A 19,493-nucleotide genomic window follows, 5' to 3' on the forward strand; every position below is an offset into this window, starting at 1 on the left:
CTTACCCGCCTGCCAGCGGGTTTGTTTTTTTATGCCTCGACAGTTTCGTCGAAGCTCTCAAAGTCAGCGCTGAACTCGCTCATAAAGCGGAACTCATCGCCTTTCTGGTACATCGCCCAGAATTTCTGATCAGCTGCTGAGAGTTGACTCCCTTCTCGCAACCGACGGTCTAAATTGACCCAACGCTTGTAGCGCGCTCTGGGGTCATCATTTCTTATGATTTGTGCTGCAGGCTCTTGTGGCTGTTGGAACTCGGCTTGGAATGTAGCCAGATCCTGTTTTTGTTCGTCAGTTAGTTGTGGCTGCGGTATGTGTCGGCCTAGTTCTGGCGCTGGGCGAAGTGGTCTGACCACTTTCGGGTTGGCGACTTCAGGCTGTGGCTGCAAAGGCAGGCGACTTGCCACTTCCATTGCATCCATCGCGACTTCGGCTTTCGCTGCCAGCTTGGTGGCCTTGATAAAGCGAGTGCGATGCTTGTTGAAGCTTCGAGCCGCTTCAGTATCACCAAACCCAGTAGCTTCAATACATTGCGCCTCACCGATATAGCGATTATCTAAGGTGTAGGCATAGACGATTTCATGCAGCGCTTGAGGGTCAAAACGAACGGTAATCTTCTGGCCTGCAAAGTCGAGCAACGCTGGCGCGTGGTAGCGGTTTTTGCCTTGTCCTGTGGCTGATCCGGCATCAAGATTAAATGATCCATCTTTCTGCACTTTGATGGCTTCAGCCATCAGCAGCCACATGCGACGTTGTTCTTGGTTAGCTGTTTTGATAACGGCGGTTTGATAGCTTTCGGTGAAAGCTTGATCAAAACTTTTTGTGCCGTTGCAGATTTCAGTGCGTCGAGCCGGTTTGGCATTCCAAGCAATGATTTCTTGTTCCAGTACTGCTAGGAACGTTTCAATGGGTACCGCTTTTTTGGCGTAGTTTTCTGGCTTGGCCATTGGGTTTGGGCCGGTATAGGCACCTTCAAACTTAGGATGCTTGTCCAGATATTCACCAAGACCACCAACACCAAAGGCACGTTCGACAGGTTTAGCCTGACCGTGTCCTTTGCCGCCAATCACTGATGTCCAGTGCACTTTGATACCGAGCGTAGGGAATAGGCCGAGTGGATCATCTTCTTTTACGGTGAAGCGATAGCGGTTTTTAACGCCACCGGTCATCCATTTATTGGCTGCAGCGCGGGTGTTATCAATAGTGACGTGTTCGGGTATGCCGAACTGATCCACAACATCGCCAAAACTGGCTCGGATTGAGTCGGTGTTTTCTGATTCATCGACGCGGTAAGCCAGTATTTTGCGGCTGTAGACGTCCTGCCAGAACCACGTTTTCATGCGCGTTACATCGCCATTTGGCAATAGAACAAACACGTTGTGTTGGTAGCCATCACCATTGATCCACTCAAGCGCATGTAGCTCTTGGACTGTTCGCTGTTGGGCAGGAAACAGTTTGATCAAACCGGCTTCACCTTCACGTAGATAAACGCGGGTTGCCAGCGGTATGGCTTTGATGCGACGTTCCAGTGTTTTTTTGCTGGGGATTTTCCAGCCTTGTTCGGCTGCAGTACGTTGTAGTCGGTAGTAACAGGCTTCGAACTCTGGCTGCTCCAGGCGAAGGTAATCGGCTTTGTAAAATTCCCAAGCCTCAGTATCCATATCTGCTGTGACCGTTCGGCCAACAAAGCCGGGTACCAGCGCGGCTAACCAGTCTTGACGAGCATAGAATTTCACCCCTTTCTTGCTCTTGGTACCGTGATACCAGCCTTGCATGGTGCGTTCACTAATGTCGTTTTGATCAGCCACCAGTAAGAAGGCATTCTTAAGTGTGGCGCCACCGTTTTCTGTCAGAGCCATGACCTGCAAAAGCAGGTTGAGTTTGTTCTGAGCTGCGTCCTTTTGTTTTTGTGGCTTGTTGTCATAGTGCTGCCATAATGCTTGAGGATCGTAGCTAAATTCAGTGCTTTCCGAGCTGCTCTTAACTGGGGTCGGCAGGTGTTGTTTTATCAACGCGGCCTGAGTTTCTACTGGCAGGCTGGAAAGGTGGTATTCATTTGCTGATCCACCTCTTACTTTTACTTGCCTTGTATTCCAGCCTTGTTTTGAGGCCTGCTGATTAACGCCACGCTTGTACTTTGGAAGACCTGGTTTGTTTGCTAATTCAGTTGCTGTGAACCATTCCCTGTTTTGTTCAGTCATCTTCACCGCCCTCAAAATCTAGACCTGGCTGACTCTGAGAGATAACATTTTCTCTGTGGTATGCCACGCCAGCTAACAGTCGAGTGAGCGCTGAAGTAAGGATATCTACCGACTCACCCTCACGATAAAACTTGATTAGCAAACTCATTGCATCTGCAGAAAGCTGCTGTAGTTCGGCTAAACCTAGTTCATCCACTTTTTTCCCTGTGGGGATTTGAATCATCAGCTTGTTACTTCGGTAACCCAGATATTGGGTGACATAATCCATCTCACAGATATGCTCATATGCCGGGATAAAACTGACTGGCATATCACCAGTAGAGAGCCATTTGTATAAGCGGTCTTCACTGACAGCCATCAGTTCAGCGATAGCTGGAACAGTTAGCCTTTTGAACTGTCTGGCGTACTCTTTATTAAGCCGCAGCGCGTCTTTTATATTGTTCGGCTGGATGCGTTTCCAAGCCACCTTACTTTTTGGAATTCTCATCACAACACCACTTCCAAATTTATTGATTGTTGCGGCAGTACTGCACGGGATAGGCTGGTTCTGCGTTTTAACCAAACAGGAGATAACAAAGTGAAAACAACCAGACCAGCACCCGTCAGTGCCGCGTATTTACACGGGCAGAATGATGGATTCATCATCATTTCATCGACCATGCTTTTATCCGAGCTATCAGCTTTTTTAAAAGCATTGAAAGTTGACAAATCGGACATACGTGAACCGGACAATTCAGAGGAACTTCCACAACTCGCTGAGACTGTTGCTTGGCAAGTTGTTGAAAACGTATTGCCGCCTTCATCCGCGACGCTTTGTAAGCAGATTGGCGATCTGGATCACCAAACCCAGGAGAAACTGGCATTCCGTCTTTATCAACTAAAAAGTTTGATTGCGACGTTGAAGCGCACTCATCCAGCCGATACTTACCTTGTGCCGCCGAACTGGAATCGCCGTTGGTTTGAACTGCTTTGTGGGCGCGTGCTTTTTGCGGATGTAAGTGCTCTTGATGCGGATAGTTATCAACCATGATTAGGCGCTCTCAGCAAGACCGGCTTCTGCCAGACGCGCTTTTGCTTGATCAATTTTGGCTTGGCGATCAGTTTTTACATCAGACTGATAGCGGGGAATATCCGGAAAAACTGCTGCAATATCTTTCTCGATTAGCACGGATATTGATCGTGCAACTCTTAAACTTTCCGCTCGTCTTGCACAAACATTCATTACATGCTGATGAGTGCAACCAATTACTTCACCAGCGACTAACCAAGAAAGACCTTTGGCTTTCAATGCTTGATGTATTTGCTTGTAGTTCATTGTTACAATCCGTAATTAAATATATAAGCGTTTACATAAATGCAAACAAAACATAACACCTGCAAAAATTATGTACACATAAAATAACATTGTCAAGGGCTTGTAATGGAATCATTAGTTTACATTGGCGGCAGAATACTAGAGGAGCGTAAGCGTCTACGCTTAACCCAGCAGGATGTTGCTGACTTTGTTGGAATCACAAGGCAGTCACAAGCCAAATATGAAAAAGGTGAACGTAGCCCTGATGCTATTTATTTAGAAAAAATATTAGGGCTTGGGTTTAATTCGTATTACGTGCTGACGGGGAACGAAACCTTTCCAACTCGATCCCACTTAGATGTTGATGATAATTCATCATCAACACATAGAAATTCAAACGAATCAGAAACTTATGAAAAGCGGGATCGAAAATCTAAAGTGGGGCAAGTCGATCCCACTTCCAACGAAGAAGTGGGATCGAGCATCAAAGACTATTCAGCAGGAACTGGTAGCATTATGGAAACATTCGCCCACATCCCACTGTTTGATGTAAAAGCATCAGCTGGCAACGGTTATGTCATTCACGAGGAAGAGGAAACTGATGCACTTATATTCAAAAAAGAATGGATATATAACGAGCTACACAGCAGCCCAGCTAATTTATATCTGATTTATGTAGAAGGTGAGAGCATGGAGCCTGCATTGCGTCCAGGCGACGTTATACTCGTTGATCACACTGACAACGTTGCTAAACGTGACGGCATCTATGTAATCAGAATGGGTGAGTCATTACTAGTTAAACGGCTACAGCGCCTACCAAGTCAGCGGTTAAAGGTTACCAGTGATAATCCAGCTTATGAGCCTTTTGAGATATCACTGGATTTTGATTTGCAGAACGAGCTTTCGATTATTGGGCGAGTTGTTTGGAGTGGTCGTCGTCACTAATGAGCTTGATCGCAATTCATGTGTCTAAATGTTTACTATATTTAAAATGATCGCGATCCATAATTAATTATTAAATAAGCTTTAAATGTTACTCAAACCCTCATTATTAAAAGCTTCTTCCCATTTAAAACCATTAAATCCCGTTATATCCCGTCTTACTTAATCCATCTGTCCTCATTCATCCATCGTGTCATCAACATGACTGATAGCCAGCTCATCTCTAGTGATGCTGTCCACTGAGCCTGCGAGATTGTTCTCACTATAACTTGGTGTCGTGCCGACCACGATCATCGGTGACATCTGATTGTTTGCTGAAACGGACTGAACTGAGGCTGCCAAAGCGCCTGTCACAAGTGTTGCTAATAACTGTTTCTTCACTACGTTGAATATCCTGATTTGTTAAGCGGCAAACTGACGGAAATATTGATCATTCAACTCCGCTAAACTCAATGTGGGTTTATGCAGCAATTGTTTGAGTTGGCCCTGACTCATAATGCCAATGTGATCAGCTAACTCTCTGGCACAGAACAGGTCATGGGTGACAATCAATACCGCTGTTCCGCGTTCTTTGATCGTATTAATGACGTCAATAAATTCTCGTGTAGCAACAGGATCAAGTCCCGATGTTGGCTCGTCCATTACCACCAGCTTCGCGTGTTTAAGCAAAGCAAAGGCTATTGCCACTTTTTGTCGCATACCTTTGGAAAAACTGCCGAGTTTTTTTGCGTGATGAACTGATTCAACACCGGTCCTCTCTAATGCTGCAGCCATGGACTCTGCTGTCACATCCACTTTCGCTAACTCAGCCAAATACGTCATATTTTCGAGTGCAGTAAATGCGGGATAGAGCTGTACATTTTCAGGGATATACATCATCTGACGACGACACTGCTCACTCTGCCTGTGCATATCAAGGCCATCGAGAGTAGCCAAACCAGAATCAGGCTCAGTAAAACCCAACAACATGTTCACTGTGGTGGTTTTGCCGGCACCGTTGGCTCCTAACAGACAGAGCACTTCCCCTGCATCCAGTGAAAAGCTCAAATCCTTAACAGCATGATTATGATCAAAAAATTTATTCAGATTGCTTACTTCAAGCATGCTCTACCTAAACCTCAAAAAATAACGATATATCATATCGTTTTATAGCGAAATATTCTAACTTATTGGCTTTGCATCGTTATTGGCAGTTTTCACACAAACCGTGTAATTCCAGCTGTTGGCTGTTTAACTGGAAATGATTGTCTGTGATACTTTTTTCCAAAGCATTGATAAGGTGATTATCAATACCGATCTCACGAACCGCCTGACAATTGTCACAGATCAGAAACTGCGCTGTCTGATGACTGTGGTCACAAGTAATATGTGAACAGGCAATAAACTTGTTTGCTGAAGCAAGCTTATGCACCAAGCCTTGGGAGATAAGAAAATCCAGCATCCGGTACACTGACATAGCGGGTATCTTTTCATGCAAAACCTGCTGATAAAGTTCAGCAATTTCATAGGCAGATAAAGGCTGTGGCTTAGCGAGTAAAATTTCTAAAATCTGACGACGCTTGGGCGTTAGTCGCCCGCCGTGCTCAAGGCAGGTTTTTTCAGCTTGCTGGATAATTTTGTCTAATTTCATACGTTGAATGCCCAAAATGCGTCAGTGTTAAGGCTGGATCGATAACAAGATTCTAACAGTAAATGACCCATGCTACAGCCGACTCAACTCTTATACTAAGTCCAACGTCAATAATAAACGTCTGTTATCTGCTGTTGCCTGGGCAGAGCGATGTACCACTCCCCTTACATTTTCCTGAGGCCACTCTTCCCCCTTAAACAGCAAAACATTGCCGGCAGTGGCTGACTGCAGCAAACTTTTGTCTCGCATGACCCTGTCATGATCGCGTAATTTGAGAGCCTGACGATTAATATTGTCTTCTGTTAGCCATTCCGTCGCTGGACCGTGATATGTCGTCACCATCCGCGCCATCACCTTATCTATGTGAAATAAGGGACAAAGGGTCTTATCCACACATTCCAGTCTCATTCCGACATGAGTAAGGTCAAATAAATCAGCAAACATTGTCACTAACTGCTGCACATCATCCTGAAAGACATCAAGATGGCTACCAGGCCATTGTGCTGTGAGCCATTCAGACACTTCTTCTGGACGCAGGATAACTCTGAAACTAAAAAGCTGTTTTTGCAACATCAGCCTGTCAACATCCTGCTTCAGCTCTGCCCCCAATGCTCTGTCCCATATGGCGAAATTTATACCCGGCTGATAGATATCGCTGAGCACCAAAGGGCTGTTAGACACAGATATTGGCGTCTGCTGCTCCTGTCTCGCTAATGCACCTGACATTACGCTTGTTCCCAACTAGGAAATGGATCCGGTAGCTGCTGCCACAGCTCTTTACCCGCCAACAACTCATCGTCACTCAGCAGACAATCATCAAGCATCGATCTGATTTGCATTTCGTCTAGACTCTGGCCAATAAAGACCAACTCCTGACGCATATCACCAAAAGGTTCTTCCCAGCTTTCCATAATGATCCGTTTTGACTCTTCATCCTGCGGCCAACTTTGTTCGGGCATCGCACGCCAAAACATACCGGCAACGTTATGCCGTGCGATACCACCGGCCTGACTCCATTGACCGGCAAACTGGGGACGACTGGCAAGCCAGAAATAACCTTTAGAACGAATCAATTTGCCACATGGCCATTCCTGATGCAGAAAATCATAGAATTTCTTCGGATGAAATGGCTTACGGGCCGTGTAGGTAAAACTGCTGATACCATACTCTTCTGTTTCCGGGACATGCTCCCCTCTCGCTTCCTTGAGCCAGCCGGGCGCCTGCTCGGCTCTTTCAAAGTCGAAACGTCCCGTCGCCAAAACTTTACTCAGATCCACTTGACCCTGTTCGATCGGTATAATCTCCGCCTCAGGATTCAGACTCTTGATCACACCGGTAACGGAATTGAGTTGGTCATCACTACACAAATCGGTCTTGCTGATTAAAACGACATCGCAGAACTCCACCTGATCGACCAGTAGATCAGCCACACTGCGATTGTCATCTTCACCTAATGATTCGCCAGTCTCCTGTAGCATATCGGCCTGCATAAAATCATTCATAAAATTGGCTGCATCAACTACGGTGACCAATGTATCAAGGCGTGCCACTTCTGACAGACTCTCACCAGACTCATCGGCAAAAGTAAACGTTTCGGCTACCGGCAGTGGTTCGGAGATACCAGTTGATTCAATCACCAGGTAATCAAACCGTCCTTCGTCTGCCAAGCGGCGAACTTCCACCAGCAAGTCTTCTCGTAGGGTGCAACATATGCAACCATTACTCATTTCTACCAGCTTTTCTTCTGCTCGGTTAAAGTCAATATCATTGTTTATTTGCTGAGCATCGATATTGATTTCGCTCATGTCATTGACGATAACAGCGACCCGTCGGCCTTCCCTATTATTGAGGATATGGTTTAGCACCGTGGTTTTACCAGCCCCCAGAAAGCCCGACAGCACTGTGACAGGAAGACGATTATCGGTTTCAATGCTCATAGTGGTTTTCCCTTTTTTCATTTAACGTTTTAACATCAGCACAAAATTCGGCAGTCGGTCGTATCAATAAGCGGGCAATGCCAATCGGCTCATCACTTTGCAGGCAATAACCGTATTCGCCCTGACGAATCCGTCGTCTTGCAGCATCTATCTTAGGAATCATTTGTCGCTTGCGGTCGGCGATCCGAATGGCAATCATCGACTCTTCTTCCAGCGTGGCACGATCACTCATATCGCTGACTCGGCTATGATGTATTTCTGCTCGTATTGATTCAATTTCTTCCAATGTCTGCTTTCTCAGCGCCTGTAAGCGAGCATCAAAAAAGGTCAGTTGCTCATCATTCATGTATTCCTCTTCCGGTGCATTTAACAGCGTTTTTTCATCCATCAGCCTGCACCGCCCATTGCATGTTGTGTCGAATCAATAGCCAGCGATTCCATAAATGTGCCCAAATCACCAATAAAGCTGAAGGAATGGTAAGCCAGAGTTCGTATGCTTCGGCCACAAAAAGACTGCTTATCAAGCCACTGATCCCGACTCCGGCAAACGCAACAGGTTTGATTGAACCATGCTTGAAATAAGACACCGGAAGGCTGACTACTGCCAGACCAATCACTGGGACAAGTACAAGGGCATGAAACCATTCAGATGCCATCATGGCAGTCAGTAGCCCCGTCATCCCCAACGCCAACAACACCGGCAACAAAAGACAGTGCAACAAACACAGTCCCGAACAAACTACGGCAATATTATCTTTCATTTCAGACTCAAAAGTTATGATACATCATATCATATTAGTGATGATTAATAAGTGCAAGTCTGTTGCGTTTATGAGGTCTCAAGGTGAGCGGTAATCAATTGCTAGAATGTAATATTGCTTTCGGCCATCTTCAACACGGATGATTGCATCATCATCAATCATCTTGCCAAGTAAGGCTCTGGCAAGCGGCGAGTCAACGCTAATATTTCCCTTGGCATGATCAATTTCATCAGGGCCGACGATGCGATAGGTCACTTCTTCTCCCGCTTCAGTTTCCAGTGTGACCCATGCAGCAAAGAAAACACGGCCAGTATCATCGGGAACATCATGAACGACATTCAGATCCGGGATACGTTTTTGCAAATAACGAATACGGCGATCAAGTTCTCGCAGTTCTTTCTTACGATAGATATACTCTGCGTTCTCAGAACGATCACCCTCTGCCGCGGCGGCGGCCAACGCTTGTACTACCTCGCGGCGGCGAGCCCAGCGTTCGCTCAATTCTTGATTCAAGCGAAACATGCCGTCAGCAGTGATATAGGGAGAGGATTTCATAGATTATTAGCGGTTCTTAATTATCGGCCGATGTTTTGTCAGGCAGTACTTTTAACCTGAGTTTGTTGTTCATCTGTTAGTTTATTGATGTCAAACAACAAACAATCCTTCAGATCAGCACGGCTGTATATACCCAACAAGATCTCACGTATTTTCTTGATTTGTGACAAAGCGCCGTTTGTGGTGGATTGAAACTCGGCGGCATCATAACTGATTACATCGTTAATTTCATCAATCAACAAGGCATAGCGTGGGGTTTTACCATCATCCGTAATAAACAATAAAACTTGACGCATATCACTCTCGATCTGTTCTTTAGCACGTCGCCCCAAGGTTTTGAGTGTCAGCAAAAGTTGGTTGGCTTTATGTTTAAAGTCATTGACGACATTATCGGAGCCTTCCCTTCGCACCTGATTTAGCGCCTGCTCACCCGTTTGGTGTAATTGATTATGAGGATCGATAAAGGCATGAATAATGTCATTCAATGCTTCATCTCGTGAGTCAAACTGACGAAACCAGAGGGCGGAATCACAATCAGAGGCAGCGAGATCTAACAAAAACGCGTCACCATGTGTCAGGCTCTGACTCAGTTGTTTTACCCATTCCAGATGTTGCCGTTCTCTTTGCTTGATTTGCTCAAGCAGCTGCTTTTTGGCATCTAAACCAGAACGAACGCCCACACGGTGTGCAAAATCAAAAACCGGAACAACGACACCCTGAAACTTGATGACGCCACAAAAACCCTGTTCTTCAACTGGAACCCGCTGGATTTTATCGATATTTTGATCCAACATCAGCACATTATCGACACTTAGGCCGAACATCATCTCTTCTACAAAGAAGGTAAAAACCTGTCTTTGATCTTTGAATTTTCTCGCTTTACTGCTCACTGATGTGTTCGATTCCATTACGCCCCTTATCGCTTGTGCTACTGATACAAGATGTATCGTCCAAAAAGAGCAGAGCTTCAGTCCTATTTATGAGGCTTTTAAGGTAGCGCTCAATTTGGCTTCATCAATTTTAGCGCCCAACCTGCCAGCAACCAGTCGCATATCAATTTCTGCATTTTCAAGACAACTTGTTGCGCCCGGTGATGGCGTCATATTGAAAACAATACCGGTGCCTGGATTTATTTTTGCTTCACCTAACATCAATGTAGCAGTTTTTTTATCAATCAGTTGCGGGCGAACGCCACCAAAACCTTTGGCAAAAGTCACATCCTCGAGCTGCAAAGACGGCACAATTTTGCGTGCATCTTTCATAAACAACCAACGACGTAACCCAGGCACTTCAAATAGAAAATTTTTGAAAATATAATTGCGGATATCACTCACCTTAAATAGATCCCAGAACACTTTAAACACGCGCCGATCCAACTTAAGGACTTTGAGGAACTCAAAAAAGGTTTTGCTGTTATAACGTTCCAGCATGGGAAGTAACAGTGCAGTAGGCCCAAACCGTGTTTTCCCTTCCACCAATACATCAGGGTCACCATGTACCGCCGCAAAGGGCAGTTTGTCATTTTGTACGGTATAAACTTTGCCGTTTAATAACGGTGGTGTGAAGTAAAAACTCCCCGCTACCGGTAAGCACGAAAACTCAAGTCCATAGCCCATCTGTTGAGCCAGAAGCAGACTATGCCCACCGGCTGATACCACCACATTTCTGGCTTTAATGACCCTACCTTGAGTGATAATCGTGAACAGGCCATCTTTTTCGATGATGTTTTCAACATGACTATTCAGGTGTAGATGCAGGTCTTTGTCATCACGCTTTTTTGACTCTGACACAAACGTTTGCGCCAAACGATGATAATCAACAGCTGAATATTCATCCAGCACCGCCAAGGCGACACATGGCTCTTTTCGCATTTGACCGTTGACCATGATGACATTGGGTTCAATCTCAGCGATTTGGTCTTTTTCCAACAACTGCATTGTGGTGAAGACGTTTTTGAATGTCTCAAAACGCGCACGCAATTGCTGACATTCTTTCTCACCGACGCCCAACACCATTTTCGGGTATTTGAAAATGACCTCATCACGCTCAGATAATGTTTCAGAATAATTCACTACCATTTGTGCGGCCGCTTTGACTTTAGCGGCTTTTTCTATGGTGTAGTTGGTTTCTATATCACCACAATGCAGAGTCTGACTATTGTTGCGACCATGCGAGTTCACCTTGGCAACATCATCATACTTTTCAATTAGGGCAATATCCTGAATATCGGTGTATTCAGTCAGCATATAAAGTAGCGCTGTACCGCATACGCCACCGCCAATAATGGCGACATCATGTACTTGTTCTGTCATATTATCTTCCAGCGAAATTTGCTGGCAGATCTTAGCAGAATCAGGCAGCTAGCGCAGTCTAAAAGCCTGTATCAAACTCAAATAAGTAAATTCTACTCCGGCTCATTCGGCTTTTTGTTCATCTGTGAAAATGAAGGAATTGAAGACAAAATGGATTTTAGTTGCCCTTGTTCGGCATGGCCTTTGTCGTTCAGCTCATCAGTTTGATTGCTCTGCGGTTGATCGAGTTGTTTGATTTCCTCAAACATCGCTTGCAAATCGTCTTCTGACGGTAAAGGTTCTTCGGTTAAGTCCTGCCACATTTCAGATACAGCAGATTCTGCGTTGGTCAATTCAACTGGCGGACCGGTATCAATTTCTTCATGCACACTATTAGCATCAACCGCGGCAGGATCTTCGGCTGGCTCCGTACTTGCGTCAACGGTATCTTCACTTGCGACCGATTTTTCATCCTCTGCTAATTGCTGTTGCCATTGAGCTAATAAGGCTTCCTCATCCTCTAAATCGGAAGACTCAACTGAATTACCAGCATCCGCTTCGTTAATTTCAGGCTGGTTTTCAGCAATCGTCTCACTAACATCATTGTCTTTGCTTTCTGTTACGTCGTATTGTTCTTGCGTTTGTGAAAACTCAGACGGTGCTATCTGCTCATCATCGCCTGTTATAGCTGAACTTTGTGACTGTACATTGGCTTTTAATTGTTCAGTGCGAGCTCGCACCTTTGCACGTAGATCTTCAAGCTCTGATCGTACAGCTGCGACTTCTTCTGCTTCGGGCGTTGCCGTGTCATCATCCTGAATTGCCGCGTATGGCTGCACCTCAACCTGTTCAGTTTCGGTTGCTGTCATCAACAATTGCAAACGTTCTGCTTCTGTTTGATAGCTCGATGAATCAGCTCTTGGCTCTGGCTCTGGCTCTGGCTCTGGCTCTGGCTCTGGCTCTGGCTCTGGCTCTGGCTCTGGCTCTGGCTCTGGCTCTGGCTCTGGCTCTGGCTCTGGCTCTGGCTCTGGCTCTGGCTCTGGCTCTGGCTCTGGCTCTGGCTCTGGCTCTGGCTCTGGCTCTGGCTCTGGCTCTGGCTCTGGCTCTGGCTCTGGCTCTGGCTCTGGCTCTGGCTCTGGCTCTGGCTCTGGCTCTGGCTCTGGCTCTGGCTCTGGCTCTGGCTCTGGCTCTGGCTCTGGCTCTGGCAGTGTGTTTGCTACTGCATCACTGTCAACATTATTTTCTGCTAAATCATCAGTGCTAATTATGTAGTCTGCTTCGTCTCGATGTTCTTCTGCTTCGACAAACTGTTGTTCCTCTGCCGTTTCTTTAGCCAACTCTGATGGCTGCTCGTCATCGACAATGTCATCAGAAATAAATGCAGCAGAATCAATATTTACATCCGCTGATAGGTTTGTTTCAACTTGTTCACTAAAGCTGGATTCACTAGGTTTTGGTGTAATATCAAAGCTGTCTGATTTAACAAAATCTTTCAAACTGTTTTTGGCTTTTGGCTGGGCAGTTTTTTCTTGCTCAGCAACCGGTTGCATTACCGCTTCATCAGCAATATCCTGCTGTTCATTTTCTGATTCACCAACTGTTTCGAGATCCTGTGTGGATTCAGCATAGCGCTCGATAGCTTCGTCGACTGACTCTGAATATTCACTCTCCGCAGCAGTGCCGAGATCACCATCTATCTCGGTAATCTCTGACTCGACATATTGACCTGATTCCGCTTCATCTATTTGTGGCTGAGGGAGGGGTTCTGATTGCTTGGCGGTTTGCTCCGTATCAAAATCAGAGGTTTCAACGCCCACCTCATCAGGCATAGCAACATTATCGCCGCTGTTTTGGTGTGTTTCTTGTTCGTCGTTCTGAACAGCTTCGTTTGGTGTATTTTCTGACAGGTCTACTACATCGCTTTCTATCTGAATATCATCACCACCCAACAATGCCTCAATATCATCGGTGCTAAGTAGCTGCTCATCAGACTCTATTGAATCAGCTTGATACTCGGTATTGCTTGCATCAAGGGTTTCAAATTCTGAAGAAGCGTTGGGTGTAGATTCTGTTTCTGGCTCTAGGTCTGATTCTGTTTCGAACTCTTGTTCGGACTCTTGTTCGGGTTCTTCTGATACGAGCTCTTGTTCGAGCTCTGTTACGACCTCTTGTTCGGGCTCTGTTTCGAGCTCTTGTTCGAGCTCTTGTTCGGACGATTCGATTACTGGTGAACTGGCGCTATCGTCAAATAATGACTCGTCGTTTTCAGGAGTATCATTCGACTCATCGTCAGTTTGGACAGAGTCGGCAAGGTCACCTTCTTTTTCTTGTTCTGGCTCAGCGCTTTCATTCTCAACAAGGTCGGCATCTTCAACCTTTTCGTCTTCGCCGTTGTGCGGCGGGGCTGATGTCTGACTGCCCTGTCCCACAGGCATCAACGCCAAACTTTCATCAATTGCTTTTTCAATGTGTTTGGGGAGCTCTGCCAGTGCGTTTCCGTCTTGCTCTGAATAGAGAGTCAGTACCCTTGTGTAAATGGTTCTTTCCCGCGCTAAAAAATCTTGCGTCAGGCTATTGAGCGCTTCACCTTCCAAGCCATAACTCTCTGATAAGACCTTTCTAATAGTTTGCTCACGCTGCTCACGGCTTAGTTTGATTTGTTTTACTGCGTTAGTTGTATCTTTATTGACTCTTTTGCGTTGTTTAACACTCTTAATCAGCAATAACCCTGCAATAATCGCGAAAATAATTGCTACTTCATAAGCCAATAACTCAAAGATAGGATCCGTCAGCGTCATTTAAATTAAATCTCCGGCCACAACAGTTGATGCTGTTTGTTTTCGCCACCAAACCACACCGGCGAGAAGCAACAGTAAGATAATAGCGTTACCAATCAATAATTTCATATTGTCTGACATGGCTTGATTCTGTTCTATTATGTTTTGTTCTGTTTCTGGCTCGATGAGCTTCTCTGCTTGTGCAGTCTCAGCCATAGAGACTTCAGGGTTATCACTGGCGTCTTCTGATACGACTTCAGACTCACTCGTCGCATTGGCAAATGAATCCATTAAGGTTAACGGCTCTGGTTGTAAGAACACTTTACGTCCTTCTGGTGTTTCGCCACGTAATTGTAGTGACAACTGATACGGTTTTTGTGCTTCCAGTTCTGTCAATGTTAAGCGCCAGTTATTGTCGCCCGTCTTCAGCAAATCATAGGGCCACTCGCTGCCATCTTCTTCTCTTAATAGTGCCGTTATCGTCAAAGAATCCGGTTTAATGAGTCTATCGTCTGCTTGAACCTCAATGCGATGACTCCGTGTTTGTTGATCAAGTTGCTCTACTTCAACATTAATCGGTGCGGCAATCACATTGATGGTTTGACGACGTTGTCGCTCAAAGGTAGCACTTTTCATTGTTACGATGACATCATGACGACCGTCTCTGAAGGTATTACCCAATGTAGCCCTGTATTTACTTTTATCTGGCTGTCTAAGTAATGCCAGTGACTTCACCTCACCTTGTTTGTCCTGTTCCAATGTGCCATCAACAAGCTTCAGAAATCCATCCCGGGTGATAACGTCGCCTTTTTCGGTTAATGTTGCTTCAAAATCAAACTTCTCTCCAAGCAACACATTATTGGGTAAGTCAGTCGTTTCTAGCGACATATCCGTCACGACCATCACGCGGTTATCAGGATCCAGTTCTGCGTTTATCTGCCATTGCCCCGTTGCTGGGTTATCAATGGTGATCAAGTCATAACTGCTGTCATGCTGCCAACGAATCGCATCAGATCGATCAGACTGTGTCATTCTGGAACCATCCGGCAGGGTCAACGTCGTTGCTGCTGTGTCTTTTTGTCTGAATGCCAAAACGGTCATTTCAGTGACAGAGTCATCAATGCTGAATTGATTGTCAGCCAATGGGACCGTATCTCGCTGCGTTGCTTTTTCGAATAAATGTAAGAAAATGCGCTGTAAGTCTTCGGCATTATCAGCACGTTGATACCAGCCATCAGTAGCCATTGATAAGGCCTTGAGTAACTCATGATCGGCATTCTCTGACAGGGCAATAGTGTGAACAGCTATCTGAGTTTTCTTCAATTTAGGCACAAGTTTATCCAGGATTCGTTGTCTGGACTTTTGCGTGGCGGTATTTCCAGCTTGCAGATCGATGAACCCATCGGAGAGAAGGATCATACTGCGTCTGAACTTGGGATTAGCTTGTTTTTGATTGGCAGTGGCTTTTTTCAGCGCCTGTTCAATATCGGTGAACAGCCCCAAGGAGTGAATTTGGCTTGATTTTTCAATAGCCGTTTGCCGCCAATCATCATTAACCGGTTTCCATGGAACCAGCATATTGACCATCTTGGCAAAGGTCCACACACCTGTCCGCGCTTCTTCCGGCATTAGGCCGACTAACATTCTAACGGCTGGCGCTCGAAGGTTATTCGGGTCATTTTTTTTCATACTGCCCGATATATCAACGACCACCCGCACATCACTCACAGGCTCATCAGCAGCCCACATTTGCCGCTGTGGCAATAAACATAACAGCACAACCGGCAAAATAAGTTTGATGAATTTTAACATCGCTCTAACCCGCTATTGGTTGCTATCAGGTCGCCTCCTCCAAATGAGGAGACAATTTTCTGACAGCGAATTTTAAGTTAGATTGATTTATGCAGGTTTTATGCCGCTGCTTTACAGCTGTGAGAAGCCCAGAGTCAGATCCGTTTTGATATCGTCAACACTTTCCAGCCCGACCGAAATACGAAGCATGCCATCGGTAATGCCCGCTAGTGCTTTTGCTTCAGGCGACAGTCTGCCATGTGTGGTAGTGGCTGGATGGGTAATGGTGGTTTTACTATCACCTAGGTTGGCCGTAATAGAAATCCACTCCAAGGCATTGATCATTTTCCAGGCATCTTGCTGGCCACCTTTAATTTCAAAAGCGATAATGCCACCAAATGCCGACTGCTGTTTCTTCGCCAGCTCATGTTGAGGATGTGTTGGCAAGCCAGCGTAGAAAACGCGACTGACAGCGGGTTGTTGCTCCAGCCATTGCGCTAAGTCCAAGGCAGAGGATGAATGCGCTTTCATCCGCAAATCCAATGTTTCTAAGCCTTTAAGAAAAGTCCAGGCATTGAATGGGCTCATCGTTGGTCCCGCTGTACGCAAAAAACCGTAAATCTCTTCACCCACTTTTTCAGCATCACCAACCACGGCACCACCTATGCAACGGCCTTGCCCATCAATGTATTTCGTTGCTGAATGCACCACAATATCGACGCCGAAATCTAATGGTTTTTGCAAAGCGGGTGTGCAGAAACAATTATCAACAACCAATAAACAATCATGTTCTTTAGCAAGCGCAGACAAAGCTTCTAAATCAGCAATTTCATTAAGTGGATTGGACGGTGTTTCCAGAAACAACATTTTAGTTTCTGGCGTGATCGCTCGTTTCCAATCATCCAGATCAGACAACTTCACATAATCAGTATTGATACCAAACTTGCTCAGATACTTGTCAAACAGCACACGAGTTGTACCAAAAATACTCATGGAAGAGACAATATGATCGCCCGACTCCAATAACCCCATCATCGTCGATAAAATCGCCGACATCCCTGATGACGTTGCTACCGCGGACTCACCGCCTTCAAGCGCGGCTAAACGCTCTTCAAATGTTCGCACCGTCGGATTGGTAAAGCGTGAATAAATATTACCTGGTTCATCCCCCGAAAAACGTGCAGCAGCCTGTTCAGCGCTGTCAAAGACAAAGCTGGATGTCGGAAAAATTGGCTCGGACTGTTCTGACTCTGCGGTTCTGCGGTGGCCTACTCTGACCGCTTTAGTGGCAAAGCCTTTGTCTTTAAACGTATCTGTCATCTGTCATGCTTAATAAAGTAAATCGTTTAATTCTAATGGGTAAGGCTTGTACTGACCAGTTTTTTCACACTAATAATTTAAAGCTAATCAATTAGTAGACTAAGTCTGTCAGTTTGACAAAGCACCTCACCAAGATTAGAGTTTGCGCACTCTGACGCAGGTGTCTGCATGAAAACATGCAGGATAATCGGGAAATTGGTGTGCTGAAAAGCAAATCCAATACTGCCCCCGCAACGGTAATCAAGTCATAGACATTCAAAAGGCCACTGTGAAATACGGGAAGGCGATTGTCTAAGTTTACTTGTAAGTCCGGAGACCGGCCTGTGTCAGCGGGACTTTGATCCCAACTTCGCGTCGCGGTGGGCGATGTGGCGAATCATTATCGGCTTTGCCGAGCTTTCGTCACGCCTGCAGCGGATAGATCTCATCAGCAGTATCGGGTGGATACTGCAAAGCACAGGCATCATCATGTTATTTAAAAAAACCTTTCTTTCCCACGTTGTTGGTACTGCTTTATTAACAGGCATATCCATCAACACATACGCAGCCGGCACCGATCTCAATAAAATTGTGGTCACAGCGACACGAACACCAACTGCGGTAAAAAATACAGGCAGCAGTGTTTCTGTCATTACCAGAGAAGAAATCGAACTCAAACAGCTTCACAGTCTCGCAGACGCTCTAAAAGGCGTGTCAGGACTGCGCGTTGCTGAAACCGGTGGCCGAGGTTCACAAACTTCAGTTTTTGCCAGAGGCACTAATTCTAACCACACTCTGATTATGATCGATGGTATTGAAATTAATGACCCTAGCTCGCCAACCGGTGCCTTCGACTTCGGCAACTTCCTGCTCGATGATGTGGACTCAATTGAAATCGTTAGAGGTGCACAAAGTGTACTTTACGGTGCTGATGCCATAGGCGCTGTTATTCATATTCGTACTAAAGCTGGTGAAGGGCCACTTAAAGCTCGCGCTAAACTGGTTGCAGGTAACAAATCTACGCATCATGAAACGTTTTCAGTTTCTGGCTCAAAAGACCGTTTCAATTACTCATTGACTGGTGGCCTTTACGAATCAGATAACGACACCGCACCGAACAAAGATCGCATGCCGTCAGGTATTTCCCGTGATGACGATGGTCACCAGAATAAAGTAGTCTCTAGCCGTATTGGCTGGCAAGGCGAGAACGTTCAGGCTTCTTTCTTTGGCCGACACATAGAATCAGAAACCGACATTGACGGTTTTCTTTCTGAAGACTTCGATGCCTACAACAGTAGCAAGCAGACCTATATTGGTGCTGAAATTAAAGGCCAGTTTTTTGATGGGGTGTGGCAACCAACACTGAGTTTGACCCATACCGATATCGAACGCAAAAACCGCAATGACAGACAAACAGCTTTTGAAACATTGAATCGCACTGACTACGATGGGGAAAAACAAAAACTGAGCCTGCAGAATGATCTTTATCTTATTGACAACAATGTAATCACTGTCGGTTACGAATTTGAACAAGAAGAAATTGAAGCCGAGGGTTTCACGGATTTCGGTGGTGGCTTTATTCAAAACCAGATGACAGATAAATCACGCCAAAATCGCGCCATTTATTTACAGGATCAAATTACGCTTACAAAAAAACTTTCAGCGACGCTTGGTGTTCGATATGACAACACTGATGATTTCGACTCTGAAACCTCATACCGTGTTGCAACCCGCTATGAGGTAACACCGTCTACGCAAATTCGAGCCTCCTACAGCGAAGGCTTCAGAGCACCATCACTTTACGAATTGTATGGGTTTACCCCTAACAGTTTTTTTAGCGCTTACTCTGGTAATCCAAATTTGGATCCAGAAACCAGTGAGAATTGGGAATTGGGCCTTGATCAGAGCTGGTTAAACGGCAGGGTTCAGACTAGTGCGACATTGTTCAAAAACGATATTGATGACCTTATCACCACGGTTTTCTTACCCAGCTTTGATAGTACCAGTGTCAATATTGA

19 protein-coding genes and 1 riboswitch are annotated in these 19,493 nt (G+C 45.6%); of the genes, 3 read left to right on the forward strand and 16 right to left on the reverse strand.

Annotated features, from left to right (window positions below):
- Positions 1–29: 29 nt before the first annotated feature.
- Together MDMS009_RS11990 and MDMS009_RS11995 are read right to left on the reverse strand one after the other, a co-directional pair.
- Positions 30–2,198, reverse strand: coding sequence for a transposase domain-containing protein (locus MDMS009_RS11990; RefSeq protein ID WP_008290354.1), 2,169 nt, complete (start codon positions 2,196–2,198; stop codon positions 30–32).
- Positions 2,191–2,760, reverse strand: a complete 570-nt coding sequence (locus tag MDMS009_RS11995; protein WP_008290339.1) for a hypothetical protein — start codon at positions 2,758–2,760, stop codon at positions 2,191–2,193. Before MDMS009_RS11995 ends, MDMS009_RS11990 begins: the two co-directional genes overlap by 8 nt.
- A 15-nt stretch (positions 2,761–2,775) precedes the next feature.
- Here MDMS009_RS11995 and MDMS009_RS12000 point away from each other — a divergent pair, with 15 nt between their 5' ends.
- The gene (locus MDMS009_RS12000) at positions 2,776–3,228 is read left to right on the forward strand and encodes a hypothetical protein (RefSeq protein ID WP_008290335.1); all 453 of its coding nucleotides are present in this window, start codon (positions 2,776–2,778) and stop codon (positions 3,226–3,228) included.
- Here the strand turns inward: MDMS009_RS12000 and MDMS009_RS12005 are convergent, their stop codons facing one another.
- On the reverse strand, positions 3,229–3,513 hold the full coding sequence (locus tag MDMS009_RS12005) for a hypothetical protein (RefSeq protein ID WP_043887910.1): 285 nt from the start codon (positions 3,511–3,513) through the stop codon (positions 3,229–3,231).
- Between the two features lie 105 nt (positions 3,514–3,618).
- Between MDMS009_RS12005 and MDMS009_RS15890 the strand changes: the two genes are divergently transcribed.
- A complete protein-coding gene (locus MDMS009_RS15890; protein ID WP_008290350.1) occupies positions 3,619–4,437 on the forward strand; it encodes an XRE family transcriptional regulator in 819 nt (272 codons plus the stop codon).
- A 174-nt stretch (positions 4,438–4,611) separates the two neighbouring features.
- Here MDMS009_RS15890 and MDMS009_RS12015 read toward each other — a convergent pair whose 3' ends face one another.
- From MDMS009_RS12015 to MDMS009_RS12075, 13 genes are all read right to left on the reverse strand, one after another.
- A complete protein-coding gene (locus tag MDMS009_RS12015) occupies positions 4,612–4,815 on the reverse strand; it encodes a hypothetical protein (protein WP_043888322.1) in 204 nt (67 codons plus the stop codon).
- Between the two features lie 21 nt (positions 4,816–4,836).
- Entirely contained in the window at positions 4,837–5,538 is a 702-nt protein-coding gene (locus MDMS009_RS12020) for an ABC transporter ATP-binding protein (protein ID WP_008291811.1), read from the reverse strand.
- Between the two features lie 79 nt (positions 5,539–5,617).
- On the reverse strand, positions 5,618–6,064 hold the full coding sequence (locus MDMS009_RS12025) for a Fur family transcriptional regulator (RefSeq protein ID WP_036314625.1): 447 nt from the start codon (positions 6,062–6,064) through the stop codon (positions 5,618–5,620).
- Positions 6,065–6,154: 90 nt separating this feature from the next.
- Complete coding sequence (locus tag MDMS009_RS12030) at positions 6,155–6,790, reverse strand: DUF1826 domain-containing protein (protein ID WP_008291813.1); 636 nt, start codon at positions 6,788–6,790, stop codon at positions 6,155–6,157.
- Positions 6,790–8,001: a zinc metallochaperone GTPase ZigA gene (gene zigA, locus MDMS009_RS12035; protein WP_008291812.1), complete on the reverse strand. Its 1,212-nt coding sequence runs from the start codon at positions 7,999–8,001 to the stop codon at positions 6,790–6,792. Before zigA ends, MDMS009_RS12030 begins: the two co-directional genes overlap by 1 nt.
- Positions 7,991–8,389: a TraR/DksA family transcriptional regulator gene (locus MDMS009_RS12040; RefSeq protein WP_008291833.1), complete on the reverse strand. Its 399-nt coding sequence runs from the start codon at positions 8,387–8,389 to the stop codon at positions 7,991–7,993. The genes zigA and MDMS009_RS12040 overlap by 11 nt, the downstream gene beginning before the upstream one ends.
- Positions 8,382–8,762 carry a MerC domain-containing protein gene (locus MDMS009_RS12045; RefSeq protein WP_043888323.1) on the reverse strand — a complete coding sequence of 127 codons (381 nt, stop codon included), beginning with the start codon at positions 8,760–8,762 and terminating at the stop codon, positions 8,382–8,384. Before MDMS009_RS12045 ends, MDMS009_RS12040 begins: the two co-directional genes overlap by 8 nt.
- Positions 8,763–8,840: 78 nt before the next feature.
- Complete coding sequence (gene greB, locus MDMS009_RS12050; protein WP_036314617.1) at positions 8,841–9,317, reverse strand: transcription elongation factor GreB; 477 nt, start codon at positions 9,315–9,317, stop codon at positions 8,841–8,843.
- A 38-nt stretch (positions 9,318–9,355) separates the two neighbouring features.
- On the reverse strand, positions 9,356–10,225 hold the full coding sequence (locus MDMS009_RS12055) for a chemotaxis protein CheW (RefSeq protein ID WP_008291823.1): 870 nt from the start codon (positions 10,223–10,225) through the stop codon (positions 9,356–9,358).
- A gap of 69 nt (positions 10,226–10,294) precedes the next feature.
- Positions 10,295–11,629 (reverse strand): FAD-dependent oxidoreductase, encoded by a 1,335-nt coding sequence (locus MDMS009_RS12060; protein WP_008291798.1) that lies wholly within the window; start codon positions 11,627–11,629, stop codon positions 10,295–10,297.
- A gap of 92 nt (positions 11,630–11,721) precedes the next feature.
- Positions 11,722–14,406: a hypothetical protein gene (locus tag MDMS009_RS16405; RefSeq protein ID WP_008291800.1), complete on the reverse strand. Its 2,685-nt coding sequence runs from the start codon at positions 14,404–14,406 to the stop codon at positions 11,722–11,724.
- The gene (locus MDMS009_RS15895) at positions 14,407–16,197 is read right to left on the reverse strand and encodes a vWA domain-containing protein (protein ID WP_052298175.1); all 1,791 of its coding nucleotides are present in this window, start codon (positions 16,195–16,197) and stop codon (positions 14,407–14,409) included. It lies immediately after the preceding gene.
- 111 nt (positions 16,198–16,308) lie between these two features.
- Complete coding sequence (locus MDMS009_RS12075) at positions 16,309–17,496, reverse strand: O-succinylhomoserine sulfhydrylase (protein ID WP_008291827.1); 1,188 nt, start codon at positions 17,494–17,496, stop codon at positions 16,309–16,311.
- 141 nt (positions 17,497–17,637) lie between these two features.
- Positions 17,638–17,835: riboswitch (cobalamin riboswitch) on the forward strand.
- A gap of 27 nt (positions 17,836–17,862) precedes the next feature.
- Between MDMS009_RS12075 and MDMS009_RS16365 the strand changes: the two genes are divergently transcribed.
- Positions 17,863–19,493 (forward strand): TonB-dependent receptor plug domain-containing protein (locus MDMS009_RS16365; protein WP_043888324.1); only part of this gene is annotated, 1,631 nt, incomplete at its 3' end.

Origin of the sequence: Methylophaga thiooxydans DMS010 (assembly GCF_000156355.1) — a bacterium.
GTDB classification, from domain to species: domain Bacteria; phylum Pseudomonadota; class Gammaproteobacteria; order Nitrosococcales; family Methylophagaceae; genus Methylophaga; species Methylophaga thiooxydans.

Excerpts from the sequence above, each read along its gene's own strand:
- MDMS009_RS11990 (WP_008290354.1), bottom strand. The coding sequence starts at position 2,198 with ATGACTGAACAAAACAGGGAATGGTTCACAGCAACTGAATTAGCAAAC.
- MDMS009_RS12005 (WP_043887910.1), bottom strand. The coding sequence starts at position 3,513 with ATGAACTACAAGCAAATACATCAAGCATTGAAAGCCAAAGGTCTTTCT.
- MDMS009_RS15890 (WP_008290350.1), top strand. The coding sequence starts at position 3,619 with ATGGAATCATTAGTTTACATTGGCGGCAGAATACTAGAGGAGCGTAAG.
- MDMS009_RS12020 (WP_008291811.1), bottom strand. The coding sequence starts at position 5,538 with ATGCTTGAAGTAAGCAATCTGAATAAATTTTTTGATCATAATCATGCT.
- MDMS009_RS12025 (WP_036314625.1), bottom strand. The coding sequence starts at position 6,064 with ATGAAATTAGACAAAATTATCCAGCAAGCTGAAAAAACCTGCCTTGAG.
- MDMS009_RS12030 (WP_008291813.1), bottom strand. The coding sequence starts at position 6,790 with ATGTCAGGTGCATTAGCGAGACAGGAGCAGCAGACGCCAATATCTGTG.
- zigA (WP_008291812.1), bottom strand. The coding sequence starts at position 8,001 with ATGAGCATTGAAACCGATAATCGTCTTCCTGTCACAGTGCTGTCGGGC.
- MDMS009_RS12040 (WP_008291833.1), bottom strand. The coding sequence starts at position 8,389 with ATGGATGAAAAAACGCTGTTAAATGCACCGGAAGAGGAATACATGAAT.
- MDMS009_RS12045 (WP_043888323.1), bottom strand. The coding sequence starts at position 8,762 with ATGAAAGATAATATTGCCGTAGTTTGTTCGGGACTGTGTTTGTTGCAC.
- greB (WP_036314617.1), bottom strand. The coding sequence starts at position 9,317 with ATGAAATCCTCTCCCTATATCACTGCTGACGGCATGTTTCGCTTGAAT.
- MDMS009_RS12055 (WP_008291823.1), bottom strand. The coding sequence starts at position 10,225 with ATGGAATCGAACACATCAGTGAGCAGTAAAGCGAGAAAATTCAAAGAT.
- MDMS009_RS12060 (WP_008291798.1), bottom strand. The coding sequence starts at position 11,629 with ATGACAGAACAAGTACATGATGTCGCCATTATTGGCGGTGGCGTATGC.
- MDMS009_RS16405 (WP_008291800.1), bottom strand. The coding sequence starts at position 14,406 with ATGACGCTGACGGATCCTATCTTTGAGTTATTGGCTTATGAAGTAGCA.
- MDMS009_RS15895 (WP_052298175.1), bottom strand. The coding sequence starts at position 16,197 with ATGTTAAAATTCATCAAACTTATTTTGCCGGTTGTGCTGTTATGTTTA.
- MDMS009_RS12075 (WP_008291827.1), bottom strand. The coding sequence starts at position 17,496 with ATGACAGATACGTTTAAAGACAAAGGCTTTGCCACTAAAGCGGTCAGA.